Source organism: Pseudarthrobacter sp. H2 (assembly GCF_050157045.1).
Taxonomy (GTDB): domain Bacteria; phylum Actinomycetota; class Actinomycetes; order Actinomycetales; family Micrococcaceae; genus Arthrobacter.
In genome coordinates this window covers 3,390,526-3,410,152 of sequence record NZ_CP189594.1, presented here as the reverse complement: position 1 = coordinate 3,410,152, position 19,627 = coordinate 3,390,526, and the positions used below count along the sequence as shown (strand labels likewise).

The 19,627-nt window shown below is 68.7% G+C and carries 19 protein-coding genes; 10 read left to right on the top strand and 9 right to left on the bottom strand.

From position 1 onward, the window contains the following. Positions 1-5: 5 nt before the first annotated feature. The gene (locus tag ACQCSZ_RS15910; RefSeq protein WP_427004690.1) at positions 6-788 is read right to left on the bottom strand and encodes a uracil-DNA glycosylase; all 783 of its coding nucleotides are present in this window, start codon (positions 786-788) and stop codon (positions 6-8) included. A 93-nt stretch (positions 789-881) separates the two neighbouring features. Between ACQCSZ_RS15910 and ACQCSZ_RS15905 the strand changes: the two genes are divergently transcribed. The 6 genes from ACQCSZ_RS15905 to ACQCSZ_RS15880 all read left to right on the top strand — a co-directional run bounded on the left by ACQCSZ_RS15905 (position 882) and on the right by ACQCSZ_RS15880 (position 6,866). Continuing rightward, entirely contained in the window at positions 882-1,214 is a 333-nt protein-coding gene (locus ACQCSZ_RS15905; protein WP_427004689.1) for a DUF3263 domain-containing protein, read from the top strand. Positions 1,215-1,305: 91 nt separating this feature from the next. Continuing rightward, positions 1,306-1,965, top strand: a complete 660-nt coding sequence (locus ACQCSZ_RS15900; protein WP_427004688.1) for a LytR C-terminal domain-containing protein — start codon at positions 1,306-1,308, stop codon at positions 1,963-1,965. Positions 1,966-2,166: 201 nt separating this feature from the next. Further along, the gene (locus ACQCSZ_RS15895) at positions 2,167-2,370 is read left to right on the top strand and encodes a cold-shock protein (protein ID WP_211879478.1); all 204 of its coding nucleotides are present in this window, start codon (positions 2,167-2,169) and stop codon (positions 2,368-2,370) included. Next, positions 2,370-3,692: an ABC transporter substrate-binding protein gene (locus ACQCSZ_RS15890; protein ID WP_427004687.1), complete on the top strand. Its 1,323-nt coding sequence runs from the start codon at positions 2,370-2,372 to the stop codon at positions 3,690-3,692. The genes ACQCSZ_RS15895 and ACQCSZ_RS15890 overlap by 1 nt, the downstream gene beginning before the upstream one ends. 339 nt (positions 3,693-4,031) lie before the next feature. Further along, complete coding sequence (gene groL, locus ACQCSZ_RS15885; RefSeq protein WP_211879476.1) at positions 4,032-5,669, top strand: chaperonin GroEL; 1,638 nt, start codon at positions 4,032-4,034, stop codon at positions 5,667-5,669. 168 nt (positions 5,670-5,837) lie between these two features. After that, positions 5,838-6,866, top strand: a complete 1,029-nt coding sequence (locus tag ACQCSZ_RS15880; RefSeq protein WP_427004686.1) for an RNase H family protein — start codon at positions 5,838-5,840, stop codon at positions 6,864-6,866. Positions 6,867-6,883: 17 nt separating this feature from the next. On the opposite strand, the gene ACQCSZ_RS15875 is transcribed toward ACQCSZ_RS15880, so the two are convergent. The 4 genes from ACQCSZ_RS15875 to ACQCSZ_RS15860 form a co-directional block, all read right to left on the bottom strand. Further along, a complete protein-coding gene (locus ACQCSZ_RS15875; protein ID WP_211879472.1) occupies positions 6,884-7,171 on the bottom strand; it encodes a WXG100 family type VII secretion target in 288 nt (95 codons plus the stop codon). A 192-nt stretch (positions 7,172-7,363) separates the two neighbouring features. After that, positions 7,364-8,821 carry an ATP-binding protein gene (locus tag ACQCSZ_RS15870; protein ID WP_427004685.1) on the bottom strand — a complete coding sequence of 486 codons (1,458 nt, stop codon included), beginning with the start codon at positions 8,819-8,821 and terminating at the stop codon, positions 7,364-7,366. Positions 8,822-8,823: 2 nt separating this feature from the next. Further along, complete coding sequence (locus tag ACQCSZ_RS15865; RefSeq protein WP_211879468.1) at positions 8,824-9,534, bottom strand: response regulator transcription factor; 711 nt, start codon at positions 9,532-9,534, stop codon at positions 8,824-8,826. 54 nt (positions 9,535-9,588) lie between these two features. Next, positions 9,589-10,041, bottom strand: a complete 453-nt coding sequence (locus tag ACQCSZ_RS15860) for a MarR family winged helix-turn-helix transcriptional regulator (RefSeq protein WP_427004684.1) — start codon at positions 10,039-10,041, stop codon at positions 9,589-9,591. 65 nt (positions 10,042-10,106) lie between these two features. Between ACQCSZ_RS15860 and ACQCSZ_RS15855 the strand changes: the two genes are divergently transcribed. After that, positions 10,107-11,303 (top strand): phosphotransferase, encoded by a 1,197-nt coding sequence (locus ACQCSZ_RS15855; RefSeq protein ID WP_427004683.1) that lies wholly within the window; start codon positions 10,107-10,109, stop codon positions 11,301-11,303. Positions 11,304-11,346: 43 nt separating this feature from the next. Here the strand turns inward: ACQCSZ_RS15855 and ACQCSZ_RS15850 are convergent, their stop codons facing one another. The 3 genes from ACQCSZ_RS15850 to ACQCSZ_RS15840 are packed head-to-tail and all read right to left on the bottom strand — an operon-like array spanning position 11,347 to position 15,747. Further along, entirely contained in the window at positions 11,347-13,002 is a 1,656-nt protein-coding gene (locus ACQCSZ_RS15850; RefSeq protein ID WP_427004682.1) for a DNA repair helicase XPB, read from the bottom strand. Beyond that, complete coding sequence (locus ACQCSZ_RS15845; RefSeq protein WP_427004681.1) at positions 12,999-15,503, bottom strand: helicase-associated domain-containing protein; 2,505 nt, start codon at positions 15,501-15,503, stop codon at positions 12,999-13,001. The genes ACQCSZ_RS15850 and ACQCSZ_RS15845 overlap by 4 nt, the downstream gene beginning before the upstream one ends. A gap of 10 nt (positions 15,504-15,513) precedes the next feature. Further along, entirely contained in the window at positions 15,514-15,747 is a 234-nt protein-coding gene (locus ACQCSZ_RS15840; RefSeq protein WP_211879463.1) for a hypothetical protein, read from the bottom strand. 178 nt (positions 15,748-15,925) lie between these two features. Between ACQCSZ_RS15840 and ACQCSZ_RS15835 the strand changes: the two genes are divergently transcribed. The 3 genes from ACQCSZ_RS15835 to ACQCSZ_RS15825 are packed head-to-tail and all read left to right on the top strand — an operon-like array spanning position 15,926 to position 18,393. After that, positions 15,926-16,309, top strand: a complete 384-nt coding sequence (locus ACQCSZ_RS15835; protein ID WP_211879461.1) for a cold-shock protein — start codon at positions 15,926-15,928, stop codon at positions 16,307-16,309. Positions 16,310-16,318: 9 nt separating this feature from the next. Then, on the top strand, positions 16,319-16,984 hold the full coding sequence (locus tag ACQCSZ_RS15830; protein WP_427004680.1) for a DUF3027 domain-containing protein: 666 nt from the start codon (positions 16,319-16,321) through the stop codon (positions 16,982-16,984). 50 nt (positions 16,985-17,034) lie between these two features. Further along, positions 17,035-18,393 (top strand): MFS transporter, encoded by a 1,359-nt coding sequence (locus ACQCSZ_RS15825; protein ID WP_427004679.1) that lies wholly within the window; start codon positions 17,035-17,037, stop codon positions 18,391-18,393. Positions 18,394-18,417: 24 nt separating this feature from the next. Here the strand turns inward: ACQCSZ_RS15825 and serC are convergent, their stop codons facing one another. Next, on the bottom strand, positions 18,418-19,548 hold the full coding sequence (serC, locus tag ACQCSZ_RS15820; RefSeq protein WP_427004678.1) for a phosphoserine transaminase: 1,131 nt from the start codon (positions 19,546-19,548) through the stop codon (positions 18,418-18,420). Positions 19,549-19,627: the final 79 nt, after the last annotated feature.

Sequence of the window (19,627 nt, the reverse complement as noted above, 5' to 3'; positions counted from 1 at the left end):
AGCAGCTACGCAAGCGGCGGCAGTTCCCAGTCCACCGTGCCGTCGCCCTGGTCCTGGAGGAGGGCGTTGGCCCGGCTGAAGGGCCTGGAGCCGAAGAAGCCCCGCGATGCCGAGAGCGGGCTGGGGTGGGCGCTGGAGAGCACCGGGCAGGATCCCAGCAGCGGCCGGACGGAGTCGGCGTCCTTCCCCCAGAGGACCGCCACGAGGGGCGGAATGCCGCCGTCTGCGGTACGGCGGCTTGCGACAGCGCTGATGGCGGCCGCCGTGATGGCCTCCCACCCCTTCTGGCGGTGCGAGCCCGCCGCCCCGGCGCGGACGCTGAGGACCCGGTTCAACAGCAGGACCCCCTGGCCGGTCCAGCGGCTTAGATCCCCGTGGACGCGCGGCGGCAGGCCGAGATCGGCCTCGAGTTCCTTGTAGATGTTGGCGAGGCTGCGCGGGATCGGGCGGGTGGCGCCGTCCACCGCGAAGGCCAGCCCGACGGCGTGGCCCGGCGTGGGGTACGGGTCCTGGCCCACGATCAGGACACGGACGGCCTCCAGCGGCTGGCGGAATGCCCGCAGCACGTTCGACGGCGACGGCAGGACCGCGTGGCCGCCAGCAACTTCGGCGGCAAGGAAGCCCAGGACGGTACGCAGTTGCCCCTCAACCGGGGCGAGCGCCGCCGCCCAGTCGGGGGCGGCGAGCCCCGCCAAGGGCAGCTCGGCCAGCTCGGCGAACCCCAAGGGGTCTGCCGCCGGCTCCAGCTGGAACAGCGCGGCGGGCTCAGAGGGATCGGAAGCAACCACAGGCTCCATTCTCGCAGGCCGCGCAATGACAACCGTCGTAGCCGGCCCGTAACATGGAGACCGAGCTTTTTTCCAGACCAGCCAAGGAGTGACGTGGCCGAAACAGCGCAAGAGCACCTGCCGGCGTCGGAAGATACCGCCGCGGACACCGGCCCGGACGGGTCGCCCGGGGAGTCCCCGCTGAGCAGCCGGGAGCAGCAGATACTCGCCCTCGAACGGCAATGGTGGAAGTACGCCGGGGCCAAGGAACAGGCGATCCGGGAGCTCTTCGACCTCTCCGCCACCCACTACTACCAGATCCTCAACGCGCTCATCGATACCGAGGCTGCGCTGGCGCACGATCCTATGCTGGTGAAGAGATTGCGTAGACTACGTACGTCACGCCAACGTGCCCGCACTGCACGCCGTTTGGGTTCAGAGGCGTAAAACCGCGTGAAGAACAGCCGGAAATGCAGATTCCCGCGCTGAACCCGGCCGCGGTCACTTCGTAAGAAATCAGCAAGGACGTCGTTCTACCATGACCAAATATGCTCGGGATGAATTTGATCGGGTCCCGGAGACCTCCACGCGCCAGGGTGTCCACCGGGCAGTCTCCACGCCCCGGCGCCGCAGCCTGGCCCCGATTCTGGCTGCCGGCTTCGCAGCCCTGGCCATCGGGCTCGTGGCGTTCCTGATCCTGCCGAAGCTCGGCTTCGCCTCGGCCGGGGAATCCTCGGCCCTGACCGCGGAGGCGGCCGGTTCCTCCGCATCGCCGGCACCCGCCGCCCCAAGCCCAACGCCCTCCAGCGCGTACCCGGGTGCGTCCGCGGGTGCGTCCGCGGGTGCCACCAGCGAAGCGCCCGGCGGGTCGCCGTCGGCGTCCGCGCCGGCCGGGGACACCCCGGCGGCGGCCGTCCAGCCCGTGGACAAGACGCAGCCGGTGACGATCTACAACGGGACCACCACGGCAGGGCTCGCCAGCCGCGTGGGCGGCACCGTCTCGTCCGCCGGCTGGACACTGGGCCAGCTGGGCAACTGGCCCGGGGCCCGCCAGCAGACTTCGGTGATCTTCTACACCGGCAAGGCGCAACAGGGCAACGCCGAGGCCCTGGGCACACTCCTGGGCATCCCCACGATGGTGCAGTCCGCGGAATTCAACGCGCCGCTCGTCGTCGTGCTGGGGCCAGGGTTCCAGTAGTCCCTTCCGGTTACGCCTGAATAACTATTCGCCGCCGACCCGGCCCGCACCCTGCTCCCGCACGGAAGGCTGCGGATACAGTGTCTGCGGACCTTGTTTTGCATTCCGCGTTTTGCATTCTGCGTTTTGCATTCTGCGTTTTGCATTCCGCGGCGCACATCGTGGTGAGCCGTTCGCCAGCTAACTGAAAGTGTGGACACCATGGCACTGGGAACCGTGAAGTGGTTCAACGCCGAAAAAGGCTACGGCTTCATCACCGTGGACGGCTCCGGAGACGACGTCTTTGTGCACTGGTCCGCCATCGTCGGCGAAGGGTACCGCGCACTGGACGAGGGCCAGCGGGTCGAGCTTGAGGTCGGCGAGGGCGAAAAGGGCCCGCAGGCCGAAAGCGTCCGGCCCGCCTGATGTTCTTCCCCGCTGCGCATTCCCGACGCCGGGGGCGCGCCCTGCGCCTGCGCCCCGCCGCCGCGGCGGGGGCCCTGGCGGTCCTGGCGATGACCGTCCTGGCGATGACCGTCCTGGCGATGACCGGCTGCGCGTCGGGCACCGCCCGCATCACCGCGGCCGATGCCAGCGGTGACGGCACGCTGCGGGTCGGCCTCATCCTGGACAACACGGGCCGCCAAAACTTCCTGAATGCGCCGCAGCTGGCCGCGGCACGGCTCGCCATCAAGGAAATCAACGCGGCGGGCGGCCACAAGGGCAAGCCCGTGGAGCTGCTCCCCGAGACGATCAGCCAGGACACGGCCGCGCAGGCCAAGGCGCTTGTGGCGGCCGGGGCCGACGTCGTGATTGGCCCGACAGACTCCAGCCGCGCCCCCGGCGCGATCGATGTGCTGTCCCATGCCAAGGTGGCGGTGATTTCCCCGGCCAACGCGGCCAGCGGGCTCAGCAAATACAAGAGCGGCGGCTACTACTTCCGCACCGCGGCCGCCGACATCGCCCAGGCGCCGGTGCTGGTCAAGCTCGCCAGGGACGGCGGCGCCAGGACCGTCGCCGTGGTCCATGAGGAGGGCAGCTACGGCAAGGACGTGTCCGCCGCCGTTGCCGCCGCGGCCAGGCAGGCCGGACTGGACCCGGTGGCCGATGCCGAGTTCAAGCCGGGACAGGCCGGGCAGGCCGCCGCAGCCGCCAAGGCCGCGGCCCCCGACGCCGTCGTCCTCATCTCCCGCGAGGGCGCGCAGGGCGCCATCGCGGAACTGAACAACGTCGGACTGGCGGGCAGGAAGCTCATCCTCAGCGACGGCGCCGTCAACCAGTACGGTTCCGGCCTCGGCTCCCTGGCCCTCGACGGCGCCCGGGGAATCCTGCCGGGCATCTTTCCGACCGTGGACTTCCAGGCGAAGCTGGTGGCCGTCGATCCCGGCCTGAAGGACATGACCTTCGCCGCCGAGACATATGACGCCGTCAACCTGGCCGCCGTCGCGGCCGCTGCGGCCCAGGACGACGCCGGCACGTCCATCGCGGCGAGGCTCGTCGCCGTCTCCGGCGGCAGGGCAGGAGGCAGTGCGCAGGCCGCCGGCGAGGCCGTCGCCTGCCACAGCTACCAGGAATGCGCCGAGGCGATCCGCGCGGGCGGGCGCCCCGACTACGACGGCGAGTCCGGCGGGATCAACTTCGACGCCAATGGCGACGTGACCGCGGCCAACTACATGGTCTACAGCTACGGGGCGGGCAACGTGGCCACGATGAGCGGCAGCGAAACGGCCAGCAGCAGCGGCGGCTGATCGCTCGTAGCGTATTGCGACGTTGCACTGTGCCGGTACAGAGCCCGTACCGCGCCGGTTCAGGGCCGAAACGGCCGCGCCCGGCCGCCCCACTGCTTGCACTCTCCCCGGGGGAGTGCTAATTATTGACTTAGCACTCCCGAGTATTGACTGCTAAAACGACGCCCGGTTCGCCCGGTCACGAAGTGGCGCAGCCGGTCTGGGAGCGAAAGAAATACCTGGCTGGGGTGAGATCCCGGGCCCAGCGGCGTACAGAGGCCGCCGGGCAAGGATCGTCCGTCGCGGGCACCGCAGCATAGGTTCATTCTTAACGACTGTCCCGAAAGGACTACTGCCGTTATGGCCAAGATCATTGCATTTGATGAAGAGGCACGCCGCGGTCTTGAGCGGGGCCTGAACATCCTCGCCGACGCCGTCAAGGTCACCCTCGGCCCGCGTGGACGCAACGTCGTCCTCGAAAAGAAGTGGGGCGCCCCCACGATCACCAACGATGGTGTTTCCATCGCCAAGGAGATCGAGCTGGACGATCCTTTCGAGAAGATCGGCGCCGAGCTGGTCAAGGAAGTTGCCAAGAAGACGGACGACGTCGCCGGCGACGGAACCACCACCGCTACCGTGCTGGCGCAGGCCCTGGTCAAGGAAGGCCTGCGCAACGTCGCGGCCGGCGCTGATCCCCTGTCCCTCAAGCGCGGCATCGAAAAGGCTGTCGAAGCTGTCACCCGCGAACTCCTGGCTTCCGCCAAGGAAATCGAAACCAAGGAAGAGATCGCCGCTACGGCGTCCATCTCTGCCGGTGACAACGAGATTGGCGCCCTGATTGCCGAAGCCCTGGACAAGGTCGGCAAGGAAGGCGTCATCACCGTCGAGGAGTCGAACACCTTCGGCCTCGAGCTGGAGCTCACCGAAGGCATGCGCTTCGACAAGGGCTACATCTCCGCTTACTTCGTCACCGACTCAGAGCGCCAGGAAACGGTCCTTGAGGATCCGTACATCCTGATCGTCAACTCCAAGATCTCCAGCGTCAAGGAACTGGTTGCTGTCCTCGAAAAGGTCATGCAGTCTTCCAAGCCGCTGCTGATCATTGCCGAAGACATCGAGGGCGAGGCCCTGGCCACCCTGATCGTCAACAAGATCCGCGGCACCTTCAAGTCCGTTGCCGTCAAGGCTCCGGGCTTCGGCGACCGCCGCAAGGCGCAGCTCGCCGACATCGCCATCCTCACCGGTGGCCAGGTCATCTCCGAGGAAGTCGGCCTCAAGCTTGAGACCGCCGGCCTCGAACTCCTGGGACGCGCCCGCAAGGTCGTTGTCACCAAGGACGAGACCACGATCGTCGAAGGTGCAGGCGACGCCGACCAGATCGCCGGCCGCGTTTCCCAGATCCGTGCCGAGATCGAAAACTCCGATTCCGACTACGACCGCGAGAAGCTGCAGGAACGCCTGGCCAAGCTGGCCGGCGGCGTTGCAGTCATCAAGGCCGGTGCCGCAACCGAAGTTGAGCTCAAGGAACGCAAGCACCGCATTGAGGACGCCGTCCGCAACGCGAAGGCTGCCGTTGAAGAGGGCATCGTCGCCGGCGGTGGCGTTGCCCTGATCCAGGCCGGTGCCAAGGCATTCGCCAACCTGCAGCTCTCCGGCGACGAGGCAACCGGTGCGAACATCGTCCGCGTTGCCATCGACGCCCCGCTGAAGCAGATCGCCTTCAACGCCGGCCTCGAGCCCGGCGTGGTCGTCGACAAGGTCCGCGGGCTGCCTGCAGGCCACGGCCTGAACGCAGCTACCGGCGAGTACGTCGACCTGCTGGCCGCCGGCATCAACGACCCGGTCAAGGTCACCCGCTCTGCCCTGCAGAACGCGGCTTCCATCGCCGGCCTGTTCCTGACCACCGAGGCCGTTGTGGCCGACAAGCCGGAGAAGAACTCCCCGGCCATGGGTGGCGGCGACGACATGGGCGGCATGGGCGGCATGGGCGGTTTCTAACCACCCGGCTTCCAAGCCACCGAACCTGTAAGTTCGACGACGGCGGTTCCACCTTCGGGTGGGGCCGCCGTCGGCGTTTCGGAGACGTTGCTCTATCACTTTGGGTCCCTAAGAAGCCCGGATAGGAACCGGAAGTGAGAGAGCATCGCAATCTGGCAGGATGGACCAGTGACAATTACAGCAGCGGCCGACGGTTCGGCTTTAGGAAATCCCGGTCCGGCCGGATGGGCCTGGTACGTGAATGACGACTGCTGGCGGGCCGGCGGGTGGCCCCATGGCACCAACAACCAAGGCGAGCTGATGGCCGTCCTGGACCTGTTCAGGTCCACCGCGCACCTTCCCGGCGAAAAGCTGCATATCCTCTGCGACAGCCAGTACGTCATCAACTCTGTGACCAAATGGATGCCAGGGTGGAAGCGCAAGGGCTGGCGCAAGTCGGACGGCAAGCCCGTGATGAACGTGGACCTCCTCAAGGACATCGACCGGGCGCTCACCGGGCGCATGTACACCTTTGAATGGGTGCGCGGCCACGCGGGGCACGACCTCAACGAGGCGGCCGACGACCGTGCCCGGGCGGCAGCCACGGCCTACCAGCAAGGTGTTGCCGTCCGGCAAGGCCCGGGCTTCGGCCCCGCCCAGGAGGGCGCGACGCTGCAGGGCACGACGCAGGAGGGCGCGGCGCCGGCCTACGCCACGCCGGCCGACGCGGCGCCTCCTGCGCAGGCAGCACCTGCGGCACGCCCCGCGGCCCCGCTGCGGGGCGGCCAGCAAGAACTGTTCAGCACCCCCGATCTCTTCAGCACCCCCGATCTCTTCAGCGAGCTGGACGAGCCGGTACCCGCCGCGGGCGGGGACATGAGCCCCGAAGCCATCGTCGAGTCCCTCGAGCGCGAACTGCTCCGCCCGGAAACCCGGGCGGACCTGGGGCGCACCGGAGTGCTGCTGCATCCCGACTTCACCGAGATCGGCAGCTCGGGCCGGATCTGGACCCGGGACGACTCGATGATGGCCCTGGAAGAGAATCCGGACCGCCCGACGGATCTCGAAGTGCTCGGTGCGGAGCGCCTGGGCGAGGGCGCCATCCTCCTTACCTACCGCAGCTACTCCCGCTCGGGCACGGCTCTGCACAGCTCCCTATGGGTCCTTGACGGCACTCAATGGCGGCTCCGCTTCCATCAGGGCACGCCCGAAGCCTGAAAGCGGTGCAGGGGCGCTCAGCCGAATCGCTGGGCGTTGTTCAGCTCGGCCTGCGCATAGCTGGCGGCCGCCGAGCGGAGGGCGAGGTTGATCGAGGCCAGCGATGCCTCGACCCTGCCCTGGGTCAGCGCCCATTCGGCCACCAGGGCCTGGAAATTGTTGGCCGCAGAGCCGCGCCAGCTCGACTGCAGCTCATCCAGGCCGCGTCTCATCGCCTGGACGTCCGCGCTGATCCGGTCCACGGTGGCTTGGACGTTGGCTGACTTGAGCTGGAGTAGCTCCGTGTCCACGGAGATGATGCTCATGAAATGTCCTCTCGACGGTGCCGGGAGGCAGCCGCATCCTTGTCGAAGGAGAGGCCGCCTGGTCCGGATCTTCCGGACAGCTCGAGCCTAGGCATCCACACAAGAGCGGGGCCACAGCCGCCCGCCCCTATGTGGATGACGCCGTGGATGGCGCCGTGGCTGCTGCCGTGGGTTCCGCGACGGATGCCGCCGCTATGTGGATATCCGTTCCAGGTCCTCCGCCGGCTCGTCCAGGTACGGAAGGCTGACCACCAGGGTGGCGCCGCCGCCGTCGGTCTTCTCCAGCCGCACGGAGCCGGAGTGCGCCCCGACGATGGCGGCCACGATCGCCAGCCCGAGTCCGCTGCCGCCGGTCTCCCTGGTCCGTGAGGTGTCGGCGCGGTAGAAACGCTCGAAGATCCGGGCGGCTTCCTCGTCCGGGACGCCCGGGCCATGGTCCCGGACCTCGACCACGGACTGCCGCGTCCCGTCCTCGGCGGTCCGGACCCCCACAGCCAGTTCAATCGGGGTGCCTTCGGGCGTGTAGCGCAGGGCATTGCCGACCAGGTTGCTGACCACCTGCCGCAGCTTGGCTTCGTCACCGAGCACCGGCGCCGGGCCCGGGGCGCCGCCGTCGAGCCCCGCCAGGGCAATGGTGCGGCTGCGGTCGCTGGCCTGGGTGTCCACCATGGCGTCGTGGGCAACGAGCATCAGGTCCGCGGGCTTGCGCTGCAGCGGACGCTGTTCATCGATGCGGGCCAGCAGCAGGAGGTCCTCCACCATGGATCCCATCCGTTTGGCTTCGCTTTCGATCCGTCCCATCGCGGTGGCCACATCCTCGGGGGAGGACAGCGCCCCGTGCCGGTACAGCTCGGAGAAACCCCGGATCGTGACCAGCGGGGTCCGCAGTTCGTGCGAGGCATCGGCCGCGAACCGCCGCATCCGCGCCTCGGACGCCATCCGGGCCGCGAAGGCCGTTTCGATGTGGGCCAGCATGGCGTTCAGCGAGCTGCCCAGCCGGCCGACTTCCGTGCCGGGGTTTTCGACTTCCACGCGGCGCGAAAGGTCTCCGGCCGCGATCGCGGCGGCGGTCTTCTCCACCCGGGCCAGCGGCCGGAAGGAACGGGAGACGGTCCAGGTGGCGATGAGGAAGGCCAGAACAAGGGTCAGGAGCCCCACACCGACCACCACGAGGGCGGCGTGTTCCACCACCGAGTCGACGGGGGCCAGCGGAAGCCCGATGATCACGACGGCGCTCCGGTTGCCATCGACGACCGTGACGGCGACGACGCGCCAGTTCTGCTGGTCCGTGCCACGGACCTGGAACGGCGTCTGGTCGCGGTCCCGGGCCTCTGCCACGGAGATGCTCGTGATCTGGGGGTGGTCCTCCTTGTCGCCGCCGAACACAAACGGGGGCAGCCCGGGGGTCAAGAGCATCAGCGAATAGTCGGTGGGGACGTTGGAGTTCTGGTCCTGGAGCTGGCTGAAGGACTGCTGCCGCTGCGCGGAGACGACGGCTGCCCTCAGTTTGTCATCCACCTGGTCCTGCAGGAAGCTGTGCAGCAGGGTCAGCGTGCCGGCGCCGGTGGCCGTGAGCGCGACCAGCATCAGAGCCATCATGATGGCGACCAGCTGCGAGCGCAGCGAGGCCGCTTTCCAGCGGTGCAGCAAGGTCAGCGTTTCTCGGCCGTCCGCAGCACGTACCCGACGCCGCGTTTAGTCTGGATCAGCGCCGGCGCGTCGGGATCGATGTCCACCTTGCGGCGCAGATAGGAGATGTAGGACTCCACGATCGAGGCATCCCCGTTGAAGTCGTACTCCCAGACGTGGTCGAGGATCTGTGCCTTGGACAGCACCCGGTTGGGGTTGAGCATGAGGTAGCGCAGGAGCTTGAATTCGGTCGGGGACAGCTCGATCACGGTACCGCCGCGGCGCACCTCGTGCGCGTCGTCGTCGAGCTCGAGGTCATCGACCCGGATGACGGCGTCGTCGTCCACTTGCGGTTGGGTGCGGCGAAGCACGGCGCGGATGCGGGCCACCACCTCGTCGAGGCTGAAGGGTTTGGTGACGTAGTCGTCGCCGCCGACCGTCAGGCCGGTGACCTTGTCCTCGGTGTCGTCCTTGGCCGTCAGGAACAGGACGGGGAAGTGCTTGCCGGCGGCGCGCAGGCGGCGGGTGACGGTGAAGCCGTCCATGTCCGGCAGCATGACATCGAGCACGGCGAGGTCGGGGGCATGAAGTTCCGCCGCGGCGAGGGCTTCGCGTCCGTTGCCGGCCGAGACGACCTCGAAGCCGGCGAAGCGCAGCGAGGTGGACAGCAGCTCGCGGATATTGGGTTCGTCGTCGACGACGAGGAGCTTTGCTTCGGCACCGTTCTTTTTCATACTTCCCATGATGCTCCCAGACTCTGGGAGTTCTCTGAATGGCAGATGTGTGTTTTATCCACGGCCGCGTTGCGCCAGCAGGCTCACCTCGTAAAGCGAGCGCCGGAGCTCCTGGTAGCGCTCGGCCCCCAGTGCCGCGGACCAGCGCCGCTCGGTGTCGGCCAGAACGCGCAGCGAGTGTTCGACGGCGGCCCTGCCGGAGGCTGTCAGCCTCACGATTCTTGCGCGGCTGTCCGAGGGGTCGGCGCTGAGCGTGACGTACTCCAGCTTCTCCAGGTACTTCATGAACTGGCCGGTGCCGGCCCTGGTGATGCCGGCCCGTTCGGCGAGTTCGGAGAGCCGGAGACCGCTTCCGGGGACCAGTGACATTACGCGATAGTGCGACGGACGCAGGCCGGGGAGCGGACGGGCGTTCATTTCGGCCCGGATGGATTCAAAGGCGCCGGCCAGCAGCGCTGCGATGTGGGACTCGGGGCCGGCGTTCCCGAAACAATTGACGCCACTCATAAAGTTACTTTACCATTTTTCCATAGCCCATTTCTGGACGATCCCTCTGGCCTAAGGGGCCCGGTATGCAGACAGCGATTCTGACCAACATGGACTGCCTCGGAGCCGCGGAAGCCAGCGGAGAGGAGCTGGCTGCCGTAGCGGCGGCAGCCTTGGGCGAGACCCAGGTTGAGCTGCTGAGCGCCAGCGCCGAAGAAATCGTCTTTCCTATGTTCAACATGACCACCGGCGGCCTGTGGCGGGTCGAAGGGGCCGCCCGCACGGGCTGCGGCGGCAGGAGCGGCAGCATTGGCGTGGCCCGCTTCAAAGCTGTGGTCAAGCTCATCCAGTCCCCGGTGTTGTGGAAGGGGATCGACCAGGTGCCCGACCACCTGCGGGAGGAGCTGCCAAAACATTATCCGTGGCGCACGGAGGCACAGGTTTACGCGTCCGGACTCCACACTGCCATGCCCGACGGCGGGCGCCTTCCTGAGCTCTACCGGACCATCGAGCTTGATGCGCAGCGGACGGCCATCTGGATGGAGGATGTCGCGGAGTTGGACGGGGCCGCCTGGACTGACGCCCGCTTCGAGGATGCAGCCAGGCTGCTTGGCAGGCTGGCCGGAAGTCCCGCCGTCCGGGAATGTGTTGCCAGTGTCCCGGACGCCAGCGAACCCCGCCGGCTCGGGTTCTATCTGGAGGGCCCGGGCGCCGGCATCTTAATCCCGGCGATCCGCGGGGAGGATTTATGGCTTCATCCGGCGGTGTCCGCGGCGGCGGATACGGGGCTGATTGCCGGGCTTCGGAGCCTGGCGGACAGGGCGTTCGCGTTGGTGGACGAAATCGTGGCCCTCCCTCAGTTGCCGATCCACGGGGATGCCAGTCCGCAGAACCTGCTGGTTGAGGCGTTGCCAGCGGCCGGCGGCCGGACTGCCTTCGCCGTGATCGATTGGGGGATGTACGGGCTGGGCTGCGCCGGCTTCGATCTGGGCCAGCTCCTGTCCGGGTGGGTGAACCAGGGCGCCATGGGCGGGGAGGAACTCTACCGCCTGGAGCCGCGGTGCCTGGGCGCCTACTGCGAGGGCCTGGCCGAGTCCGGTACCCACCTCGACGAAACGACGGTGCGCCGGGGCCACGCGGCATCAATGGCGATCCTCACTGGGCTCTCGGCCGTTCCCACCCAGCGGCTGGCGGAGCAGGACTCGGACGAACTGCGGGGATTCGTGGCCGGGCGCGTGCAGATGGCGCGCTTCGTCCTGGACCTGCTGGCGTCCACCGACTGATGGCCCGAACGCCGCCGCCGCGGCCGTGGTCAGGGCGGCGACGTCAGGGCGCCGAGGGGTTCCGTCCGACGTCTTTGGCGTCCATAATCCGGTAGGCATAGCCCTGCTCGGCCAGGAAGCGCTGCCGCTTGGCCGCGAAGTCCTGGTCCAGCGTGTCCCGGGCCACGATCGAGTAGAAGCGGGCGGCCCGGCCGTCCTTCTTGGGACGCAGCAGCCGGCCCAGCCGCTGGGCCTCCTCCTGCCGCGAGCCGAACGATCCGGAGACCTGGATCGCGACCGAGGCTTCGGGCAGGTCGATGGAGAAGTTGGCGACCTTGGACACCACCAGGGTCTGCACGTCGCCGGACCGGAAGGCGTCGAAGAGCCGCTGGCGTTCCTTGACCGGGGTGTCGCCCTTGATCACGGGCGCCTGCAGGCGCTCGCCGATCTCGTCCAGCTGGTCGATGTACTGCCCGATCACGAGGAGCTGCTCGCCGGCGTGTGCGGCGACGAGCTGCTCGACGAGGAGGGTCTTGGTCTCGGAGGTGGCGCACAGCCGGTACTTGTCCGCGTCCTCGGCCATCGCATAGGCCACCCGCTCGTCGCGCGGCAGGTCCACCCGGACCTCCACACAGTCGGCGGGGGCAATGTAGCCCTGGGCCTCGATGTCCTTCCACGGCGCGTCGTAGCGTTTCGGGCCGATCAGGCTGAAGACCTCGCCCTCCCGGCCGTCCTCGCGGACCAGCGTGGCCGTGAGCCCGAGCCGCCGCCGGGCCTGCAGGTCCGCGGTCATCCGGAAAATCGGGGCCGGCAGCAGATGGACCTCGTCGTAGATGATCAGGCCCCAGTCGTTGCCGTCCACGAGCTCCAGATGCGGGTACAGGCCGCCGCGCTTGGTGGTCAGCACCTGGTACGTGGCGATCGTGACCGGCCGGACTTCCTTGACGGAGCCCGAATATTCGCCGATCTCCTCTTCGGTCAGGGACGTCCGCCTGAGCAGTTCGTCCTTCCACTGCCGCGCGGCCACCGTGTTGGTCACCAGGATCAGCGTGGTCGTCGAGCTCGTGGCCATCGCGGCGGCGCCCACGAGCGTCTTGCCGGCACCGCAGGGCAGCACGACGACGCCGCTGCCGCCGGCCCAGAAGTTCTCCGCGGCCAGCTGCTGGTACGGCCGGAGCTTCCAGCCGGACTCGTTGAGCATGATGGGGTGCGGTGTGCCGTCCACGTAGCCGGCGAGGTCCTCGGCCGGCCAGCCGATCTTGAGCAGCAGCTGCTTGAGCTGCCCGCGCTGGGACGAGTGCACCACGACGGTCTCGCCGTCGATCCGCGGACCCAGCAGGGGCGCGATCTTCTTGGCCCGGCTGACCTCTTCCAGCACCGGATAGTCGGAGGTGCGCATCACCAGGCCGTGCTGCGGGTCCTTCTCGAGCCGGAGCCGGCCGTACCGGGACATCGTCTCCTCAATGTCGATCAGCAGCGAATGCGGCACCGGGAAGCGGGAGTACTTGAGCAGCGTGTCCAGCACCTTTTCGGCGTCCAGCCCGGCCGCCCGGGCGTTCCAGAGGCCCAGCGGCGTCAGCCGGTAGCTGTGCATGTGCTCCGGGGCCCGCTCCAGCTCGGCGAAGGCGGCGATCGCATGCCGGGCCTCGGTGGCCAGCGCATGGTCGACTTCGAGCAGGATGGTTTTGTCGCTCTGGACAATCAGGGGCCCGTCGTTCACTGGAGCAATTCCTCTGCAGCTTCCACGTCGACGATCCGGTGGATGGACAGGACGCGTTCGGTGTCCTTGTCCGGATCGAAGACCCGGACCCGGCCGCCGTTCACCGCCACGGGAACCACCGTTTCGCGGCTCGCATTCCCCATGGCGTCCACGACGTTGATGACGACGCGCTGTTTGAGCCGGATGGCTTTCTGCAAGGTCTCCAGCCCCAGCTGGGTGGCTTCCTCGCTGCCCGGTGCCGCCGGGGAGGGGCGGGTCCCGTTTTTGTGGCTGCCGCCGGCAGGCCGGCCGCTGCGGAGCAACGCCAGCGCGGCGTCGACGTCGGCCTCCGCCGGTGCGGTGCTGGGGGCGCTGTAAACCGGGCGGCCGCTGCCGGGCAGCGCTCCCGCGCGCCGCAGCCGGACGACGGCGGACTCGGGTTCCTCCACGGCGGGGGACAGCCCCAGGTTCCGGAGCGCGTGGGCCGTTTCCCGGGGCGTGGCGTGCGAGATCACGACGGTCGGCGCGATGCGGGAGAGTCCCAGGCCGGCCGCGGCGGCGGTGTCCAGCAGTTCCTGCAGGGCCGTCTCGTCCTCGCTCTGGATGAAGCTGGTGGCGGCGCCCACCCGGAGCCTGGCATGGCGCGCGGAGGTGTCTTCGATGAGGTACTTCAGCGGCTGCGGGATGGCGGTGGCCGAATGCTGGCACAGGAAGTCCAGCATGCCCGCGGCGTCCTGCCCCGCGTCCAGTGCCCGCCGGACCGAGGCGACCGAAAAGCGGTAGATGGTTGCCGGCCCCTGGCCCTCGGGATCGGCCATCGTGAGGAGCCTTTCGCTCAGTTCCGGCGCCAGGTAGCCCGGCGCCACCGCGGTCAGGTCGGCCTGCAGCAGGACATGGTTCAGCGCCGCGGGCAGGTGCTCGCCCAGGATCCCCAGGGCGTCGTCGGCCTCCCCGGCGGCGATCGCCGCGCCGAGCTGGGTGAGGGCCCCGGAACCGAGGAGACCCAGCATCTGGGCCTCGGCCAGGACACCGCGGATCAGGGAGCTGAAGCGCCGGGCCATCCGGGGCTGTGACCAGTCGGCGCGCTCCAGCACGGCAGCGGCATCCAGCACCGGCGCCTGGCCGTCGGCCGCCGAGGCCTCCTGCGTCAATTCATTGAGGATTTCAAGGATCCGCCTGCGGATGACAGGGGCGTCCGGCCGCTGAGCCTCGGCGGAGAGAGCATTGATGGTGGTGCCGGCCGTGCCGCGGTGCGGTGCCGGGCCCGGGGTGATGCCGGTGAGGGGCTGGCCCACGAGCGAGGGGGCCCGCTCGCTCGCCAGCCAGGCGTTGACGAGCCAGAGCCATTGCTCCTGCCGCGGGAGTGCCAGCCACTCAAGCTGGGGCGCCGGGGCCCAGGCGGAACTGTCCACATCCAGGCGCAGGAGCCCGGCAAGGGCGCACAGCTCCGCGAACACCCCGGCCTCGTGCAGTCCGATCCGCAATGAGTCGGCCAGGCGTTTCATCTCGCGGACGCCGACGCCGCCGCTGCGCAGCGTCACCAGCGGCTGCTCGCGGACGCCGTGCAGCAGCTCACCGACAAGCCGCAGGGTCTCGGCAATGGCGGACAAAGCGGCGTTGCGGCGCAGTGCCGCACTGGTGTGGCCGAGCGTCGGGGCAGGGGGAGTCAGGGCGAAGTCCTCAATGATGAACCCGCCGCGCAGCGACACGCCGACGCTGTGCGGAAGCTCAACGTGGGCGGCGTCCAGCGGCACCAGCAGGCCCCGCGCCAGCAGCCAGTCCACCGGTCCGACGTCGGCGCCTTCGTGGAGCACGGAGGCGCGGCGTTGCGCCTGGGGGACGGCACCCATGGCCCAGTTCCCGAATCTGGCGAGCAGCGCCGTCGTGCGTTCCGGAGCGCCGGCGAGGATCCTCTGGAGGGATTCCGGCGTCGAGGTCCAGTGCTGCAGCGACAACGCAGCCTCCATCGGTGTCGTGGCGGGGGAGATGGCCGCCCCGCTGCGGTGCAGTTCCGCCACGAGCTGTACGACCCGCTGCGCGAAGGCCGGCTGGAGCCGGACCAGTTCGGTGTAGCTGCGGCCGAGGCCGGCCGGATAGATTCCGATGACGTCCTTGAGGCTGCCGACCGGAAGGAAGTGCCGCTGCCGCGGGCCGGCAGCCGAGGTCACGCCGTGCGGGGGATCGGCCCGGTGGATGAGGGCCAGCTCCTGGAGCGAATGCAGCATCCGCTCGATCGCCGCGGCCGTGGAGCCGTTGATGAGCTTCTTCAGCGTAGCGGCGGAGGCGCTGTGTCCGGTGTCCGTGTTGGTGCACAGGTGCAGGGTTTCCAGCACCTGCATCTGGGGGCGGTTGAGCCGCTCCAGCGCCCGCTGCACGCTGGCGCGCCCGCTGGCCCGGGCGGCGAGGGCGGCGAAGTCCGGGACCCCGGGGGAAATCAGGTCCGGCCGCGCGGCGAACAGGGCACGCAGCGAGTCGTCGCTGCGTGCCTCCAGTTCCTTGCTGAGCGCGCGAATGAGGGACATCAGTGCAAGGCTACCGTTCGCCCGGCCCGCGCGCGCGGCGGCGGGCGGCGACGCTGCCGCCGACGAGCGCGAGCATGAGCAGGAAGGCCAGCGGCAGCCCGTAAAGGGCCGTTGAGGTAATCCAGGCGGGGGCGACGGCGTTGTTGAAGGCCATGGCCATGACCGTGCCCACGGCAACCAGGGAAAGCACGGCCGCGGCGGCCGCAACGATCAACAGGGGCCGCCGGAAATGCAGTGTTGTCATGGGGCCAACGCTAACAGTCCGGCTTCTCCCGCGCCTCAAACCGTGAAAGTAGGCAACGCAGGATAACCTTGGAGGTACAGACCAACATGGTCCAGGCAGCCACACCCTGAACCCGCGTATCCATGCGGATGCGGTGGCCGCCGGCCGTGTCCCCAGCAGAACGAAGAAGGTTGATTACGTGCCTACCGGCAAGGTCAAGTGGTATGACAAGGACAAGGGCTTCGGATTCCTCGCAGGCGAGGACGGCCAGGAAGTCTTCCTGCCCAAGTCCGCCCTGCCCGAGGGTATAACCGAACTCAAGGCCGGCACCCGGGTTGAATTCGGTGTGGCCGACGGCCGCAAGGGTGCCCAGGCGCTGGGGCTCCGCGTGCTGGACAAGACGCCTTCCATCGCCAAGGCCAAGCGGCCCAGCGCGAAGGACCTCGCCCCGCTGGTGCAGGACCTGGTGACCGTGCTGGACAATCTGTCCGGAACACTTTCCGCGGGCAAGTACCCGGAAGGCAACAAGGGCATGGCGATCGCCGCCGCCCTGCGCAAGGTTGCCGACGAGCTGGACGTATAGGGGCTCCTGATGACTCCGGAACCTGAGCAGAACGCGCCCAAGACTCCCGGCGCAGCCGGATCAAAAACAGCCGGATCCAATACAGCCGGATCCAAAACAGCCGGTACTGACGCAGCCGGACGCAAAGGCGTGTCCAAGCCGCGCGCCGGCGTTCCGCTCTGGCGCACCGGCAAGCCCGACGCCGTCCTGGCGGCCGCCGTCGACGTCGCCCGCACCGCGGTGGAAGGGATCGCCCCGGCCGGGCAGATCGGCAAGCACCTGGGGGCCAGGACCGAGGGCGACCGCCTGGTCACCCACCTTTTCGAATCCCAGGTGCCCGGCTACCAGGGCTGGCAGTGGTACGCCGTCCTGACCCGCAACTCACGCTCCAAGATCGTCACCGTCGATGAACTCGGCCTGCTGCCCTCGGAGGATTCCATCCTGGCCCCCGAGTGGATCCCCTGGGCCGAACGCGTCCGTCCCGAAGACGAGCAGGGGGACGACGCCGCCGGCGCGGACGCCGTTGCTGCCCCCGTGGAGCAGGCATCCTGGGAACTGGCATCCGTGGAGCAGGCACCGGGGGAGCCCGGCGCCGACGACGGATACGGCGCCGACGAGAACGACGACGATGAAGACGCCGATGACGGCGACGACGACTCCGACGAGCAGGACGCTTCCGCAGCCGAGGCTGACTAGCGGTTGGAGGCGCCCGGGGACGAGCGCGGCCGGCGCGGGGAGGGCCGGACATGACGTCGACCTTCAAGTCCCTGCACATCCTGAACTACCGCATCTGGTTCATTGGGGCGCTCATCTCCAACATCGGGACCTGGATGCAGCGCACCGCCCAGGACTGGCTGGTCTTTGCCCACCTGACTGATCACGACGCCGGGGCCATGGGCGTCACGATGGCGCTGCAGCTCGGTCCGCAGCTCTTCCTGGCGCCGGTTGCCGGACTCGTCGCCGACCGCTTCAACCGCAAGCAGCTCCTTGTCCTGACCCAGTCGGCGATGGCGTTGCTGAGCGCGCTGCTGGGCATCCTGGTGGTCTCGGGTGCGGCGCAGCTCTGGCACGTCTACGGCTTCGCCCTGCTGCTCGGAGTCGTCTCCGCCCTGGATGCGCCCGTGCGGCAGACCTTCGTGTCCGAACTGGTGCGGGACGACTACCTGCCCAATGCGGTGGCGCTCAACAGCGCGTCCTTCAACGTGGCCAGGATGATCGGACCCGCGGTGGCCGGGGTCCTCACGGTCGCCGTCGGCCCGGGCTGGGTCTTCCTGATCAACACGCTGACCTTCGTTGCCCTGCTGCTGAGCCTGTGGAGGATCCCCGCCGCGTCGCTGCGCCAGCTGCCGCGGGCGGCGGCCGGCAAGGGCCGGATCCGCGAAGGGCTGCGCTACGTCAGGTTCCGACCGGACATCGTCGTAGTGCTCGTGGCGGTCTTCATCGTGGGAACCCTCGGACTGAATTTCGTCCTGTTCATCGCTGCCATGGTCGGCACCGAATTCGGCCTGGATGCCGGCGCCTTCGGACTGATGAACTCGATCATGGCCATCGGCTCGGTGGCCGGAGCACTGCTGTCGGCCGGCCGCAAGAAGCCCCGGCTGCGGATCATCTTCGGGGCCGCCGGGGCCTTCGGGGTGGCCACCGGCATCGCCGCGCTGGCGCCCGATTACTTCTGGTTCGGCGTCGCGCTGGTGCCCGTGGGCCTCTTCGCGATCACCATGATGACCAGCGCCAACGGGTACGTCCAGACCACCACGGACCCGGTGATGCGGGGCCGGGTGATGGCCCTCTACATGGCCATCTTCATGGGCGGCACCCCCATCGGGGCGCCCCTCGTGGGCTGGGTGGCCAACATCGCCGGTGCCCGCTGGTCGATGGGTGTCGCGGCGGCCTCCGGCCTGGTCGCGGCGCTGATCGGGCTGCTGTGGATTATCCGGGCCGAGCACCTGCGGATCCGCTTTGACCGCCGGGCCGGCGGGCTGCGCTACTTCCGCCTCGAATCCGGCCGCCCCGCAGGCGCCGGCACAGGCGCCGGCACAGATACCGACAAGAACGGGAACGGCGCCGCCCGGGCAGGAAACCCGGACGACGCCGTCGAGCACTGACGCCCAGCGCCGGCTCGTGGACAGCTACCTCTTGAGCTCGGCCACCACGAAATCGATGCACTCCAGCAGCGCGGACACGTCGTCCGGTTCGATCGCCACGAAGGTGGCGATGCGCAGCTGGTTGCGGCCGAGCTTGCGGTACGGCTCGGTGTCCACGACGCCGTTGGCACGGAGCACCTTGGCGATGGCGGCTGCGTCGATCGATTCGTCGAAGTCGATCGTGGCGATGACGTTGGACCGGTCCTCGGCCCTGGCCACGAACGGCGTCGCGTACTCGGAGGCCTCGGCCCAGCGGTAGATCCGGCCGGCGGAGTCCGCGGTCCGGGCGGCGGCGAAGTCCAGTCCGCCGCTGGCGTTGAGCCACTGCACCTGGGCGTCCAGGGTGACCAGGGTGGCCAGCGCCGGGGTGTTGTAGGTCTGGTTCAGCCGCGAGTTGTCGATGGCCGTCTGGAGGTCCAGGAAATCCGGGATCCAGCGGTCGCCGGCCTTGATCCGGGCGGCACGCTCCAGCGCTGCCGGGGAGAACAGGCCGAGCCACAGGCCGCCGTCGGAAGCGAAGTTCTTCTGCGGCGCGAAGTAGTAGACGTCGGCTTCGGCCACATCCACGTCCAGGCCGCCGGCGGCGGACGTGGCGTCCACCAGCACGAGCGATCCTTCATCGGCCCCGGCCACCCGCTTCACGGGAGCGGCAACACCGGTCGACGTCTCGTTCTGGGGCCACGCGTAGACGTCGACGCCGGCCTCCGCCCGGGCGGCGGGACGCGTGCCGGGCTCGGACGTGATGATGGAGGACGCGGCCAGGAAGGGTGCCTTGTTGGTGGCTGAGGCGAACTTTGAGCCGAACTCGCCGAAGGACAGGTGCTGCGCCTTGTTCTCGACGAGGCCGAAGCTGGCGATGTCCCAGAATGCGGTGGAGCCGCCGACGCCCAGGACCACCTCGTAGCCTTCCGGGGCGCGGAAGAACCCGCTGAGCCCGTTCCGGATGGAGCCGACCAGGTTCTTGACCGGCGCCTGGCGGTGGGAGGTTCCCAGCAGCGTGGCCGACGCCGCGGAGAGGGCCTGCATCTGTTCCGGACGGACCTTGGACGGTCCGGCGCCGAACCGTCCGTCCTGGGGCAGGAGGTTTGCGGGGATCGTGATGCTGGTGTCGCTCACAGTGGCTCCAATTTTCGGCTGGTTCGTAGCGTGGTGCGGGAGGTGGCTTGGCAGGATGGCTGAAGCGAAGCCTCCCTTT

Coding starts and splice junctions, on each gene's coding strand:
- ACQCSZ_RS15825 (WP_427004679.1), top strand. CDS start 17,035: ATGACGTCGACCTTCAAGTCCCTGCACATCCTGAACTACCGCATCTGG.
- ACQCSZ_RS15900 (WP_427004688.1), top strand. CDS start 1,306: ATGACCAAATATGCTCGGGATGAATTTGATCGGGTCCCGGAGACCTCC.
- ACQCSZ_RS15865 (WP_211879468.1), bottom strand. CDS start 9,534: ATGAAAAAGAACGGTGCCGAAGCAAAGCTCCTCGTCGTCGACGACGAA.
- ACQCSZ_RS15845 (WP_427004681.1), bottom strand. CDS start 15,503: ATGTCCCTCATTCGCGCGCTCAGCAAGGAACTGGAGGCACGCAGCGAC.
- ACQCSZ_RS15895 (WP_211879478.1), top strand. CDS start 2,167: ATGGCACTGGGAACCGTGAAGTGGTTCAACGCCGAAAAAGGCTACGGC.
- ACQCSZ_RS15860 (WP_427004684.1), bottom strand. CDS start 10,041: ATGAGTGGCGTCAATTGTTTCGGGAACGCCGGCCCCGAGTCCCACATC.
- groL (WP_211879476.1), top strand. CDS start 4,032: ATGGCCAAGATCATTGCATTTGATGAAGAGGCACGCCGCGGTCTTGAG.
- ACQCSZ_RS15890 (WP_427004687.1), top strand. CDS start 2,370: ATGTTCTTCCCCGCTGCGCATTCCCGACGCCGGGGGCGCGCCCTGCGC.
- ACQCSZ_RS15875 (WP_211879472.1), bottom strand. CDS start 7,171: ATGAGCATCATCTCCGTGGACACGGAGCTACTCCAGCTCAAGTCAGCC.
- ACQCSZ_RS15840 (WP_211879463.1), bottom strand. CDS start 15,747: ATGACAACACTGCATTTCCGGCGGCCCCTGTTGATCGTTGCGGCCGCC.
- ACQCSZ_RS15830 (WP_427004680.1), top strand. CDS start 16,319: ATGACTCCGGAACCTGAGCAGAACGCGCCCAAGACTCCCGGCGCAGCC.
- ACQCSZ_RS15855 (WP_427004683.1), top strand. CDS start 10,107: ATGCAGACAGCGATTCTGACCAACATGGACTGCCTCGGAGCCGCGGAA.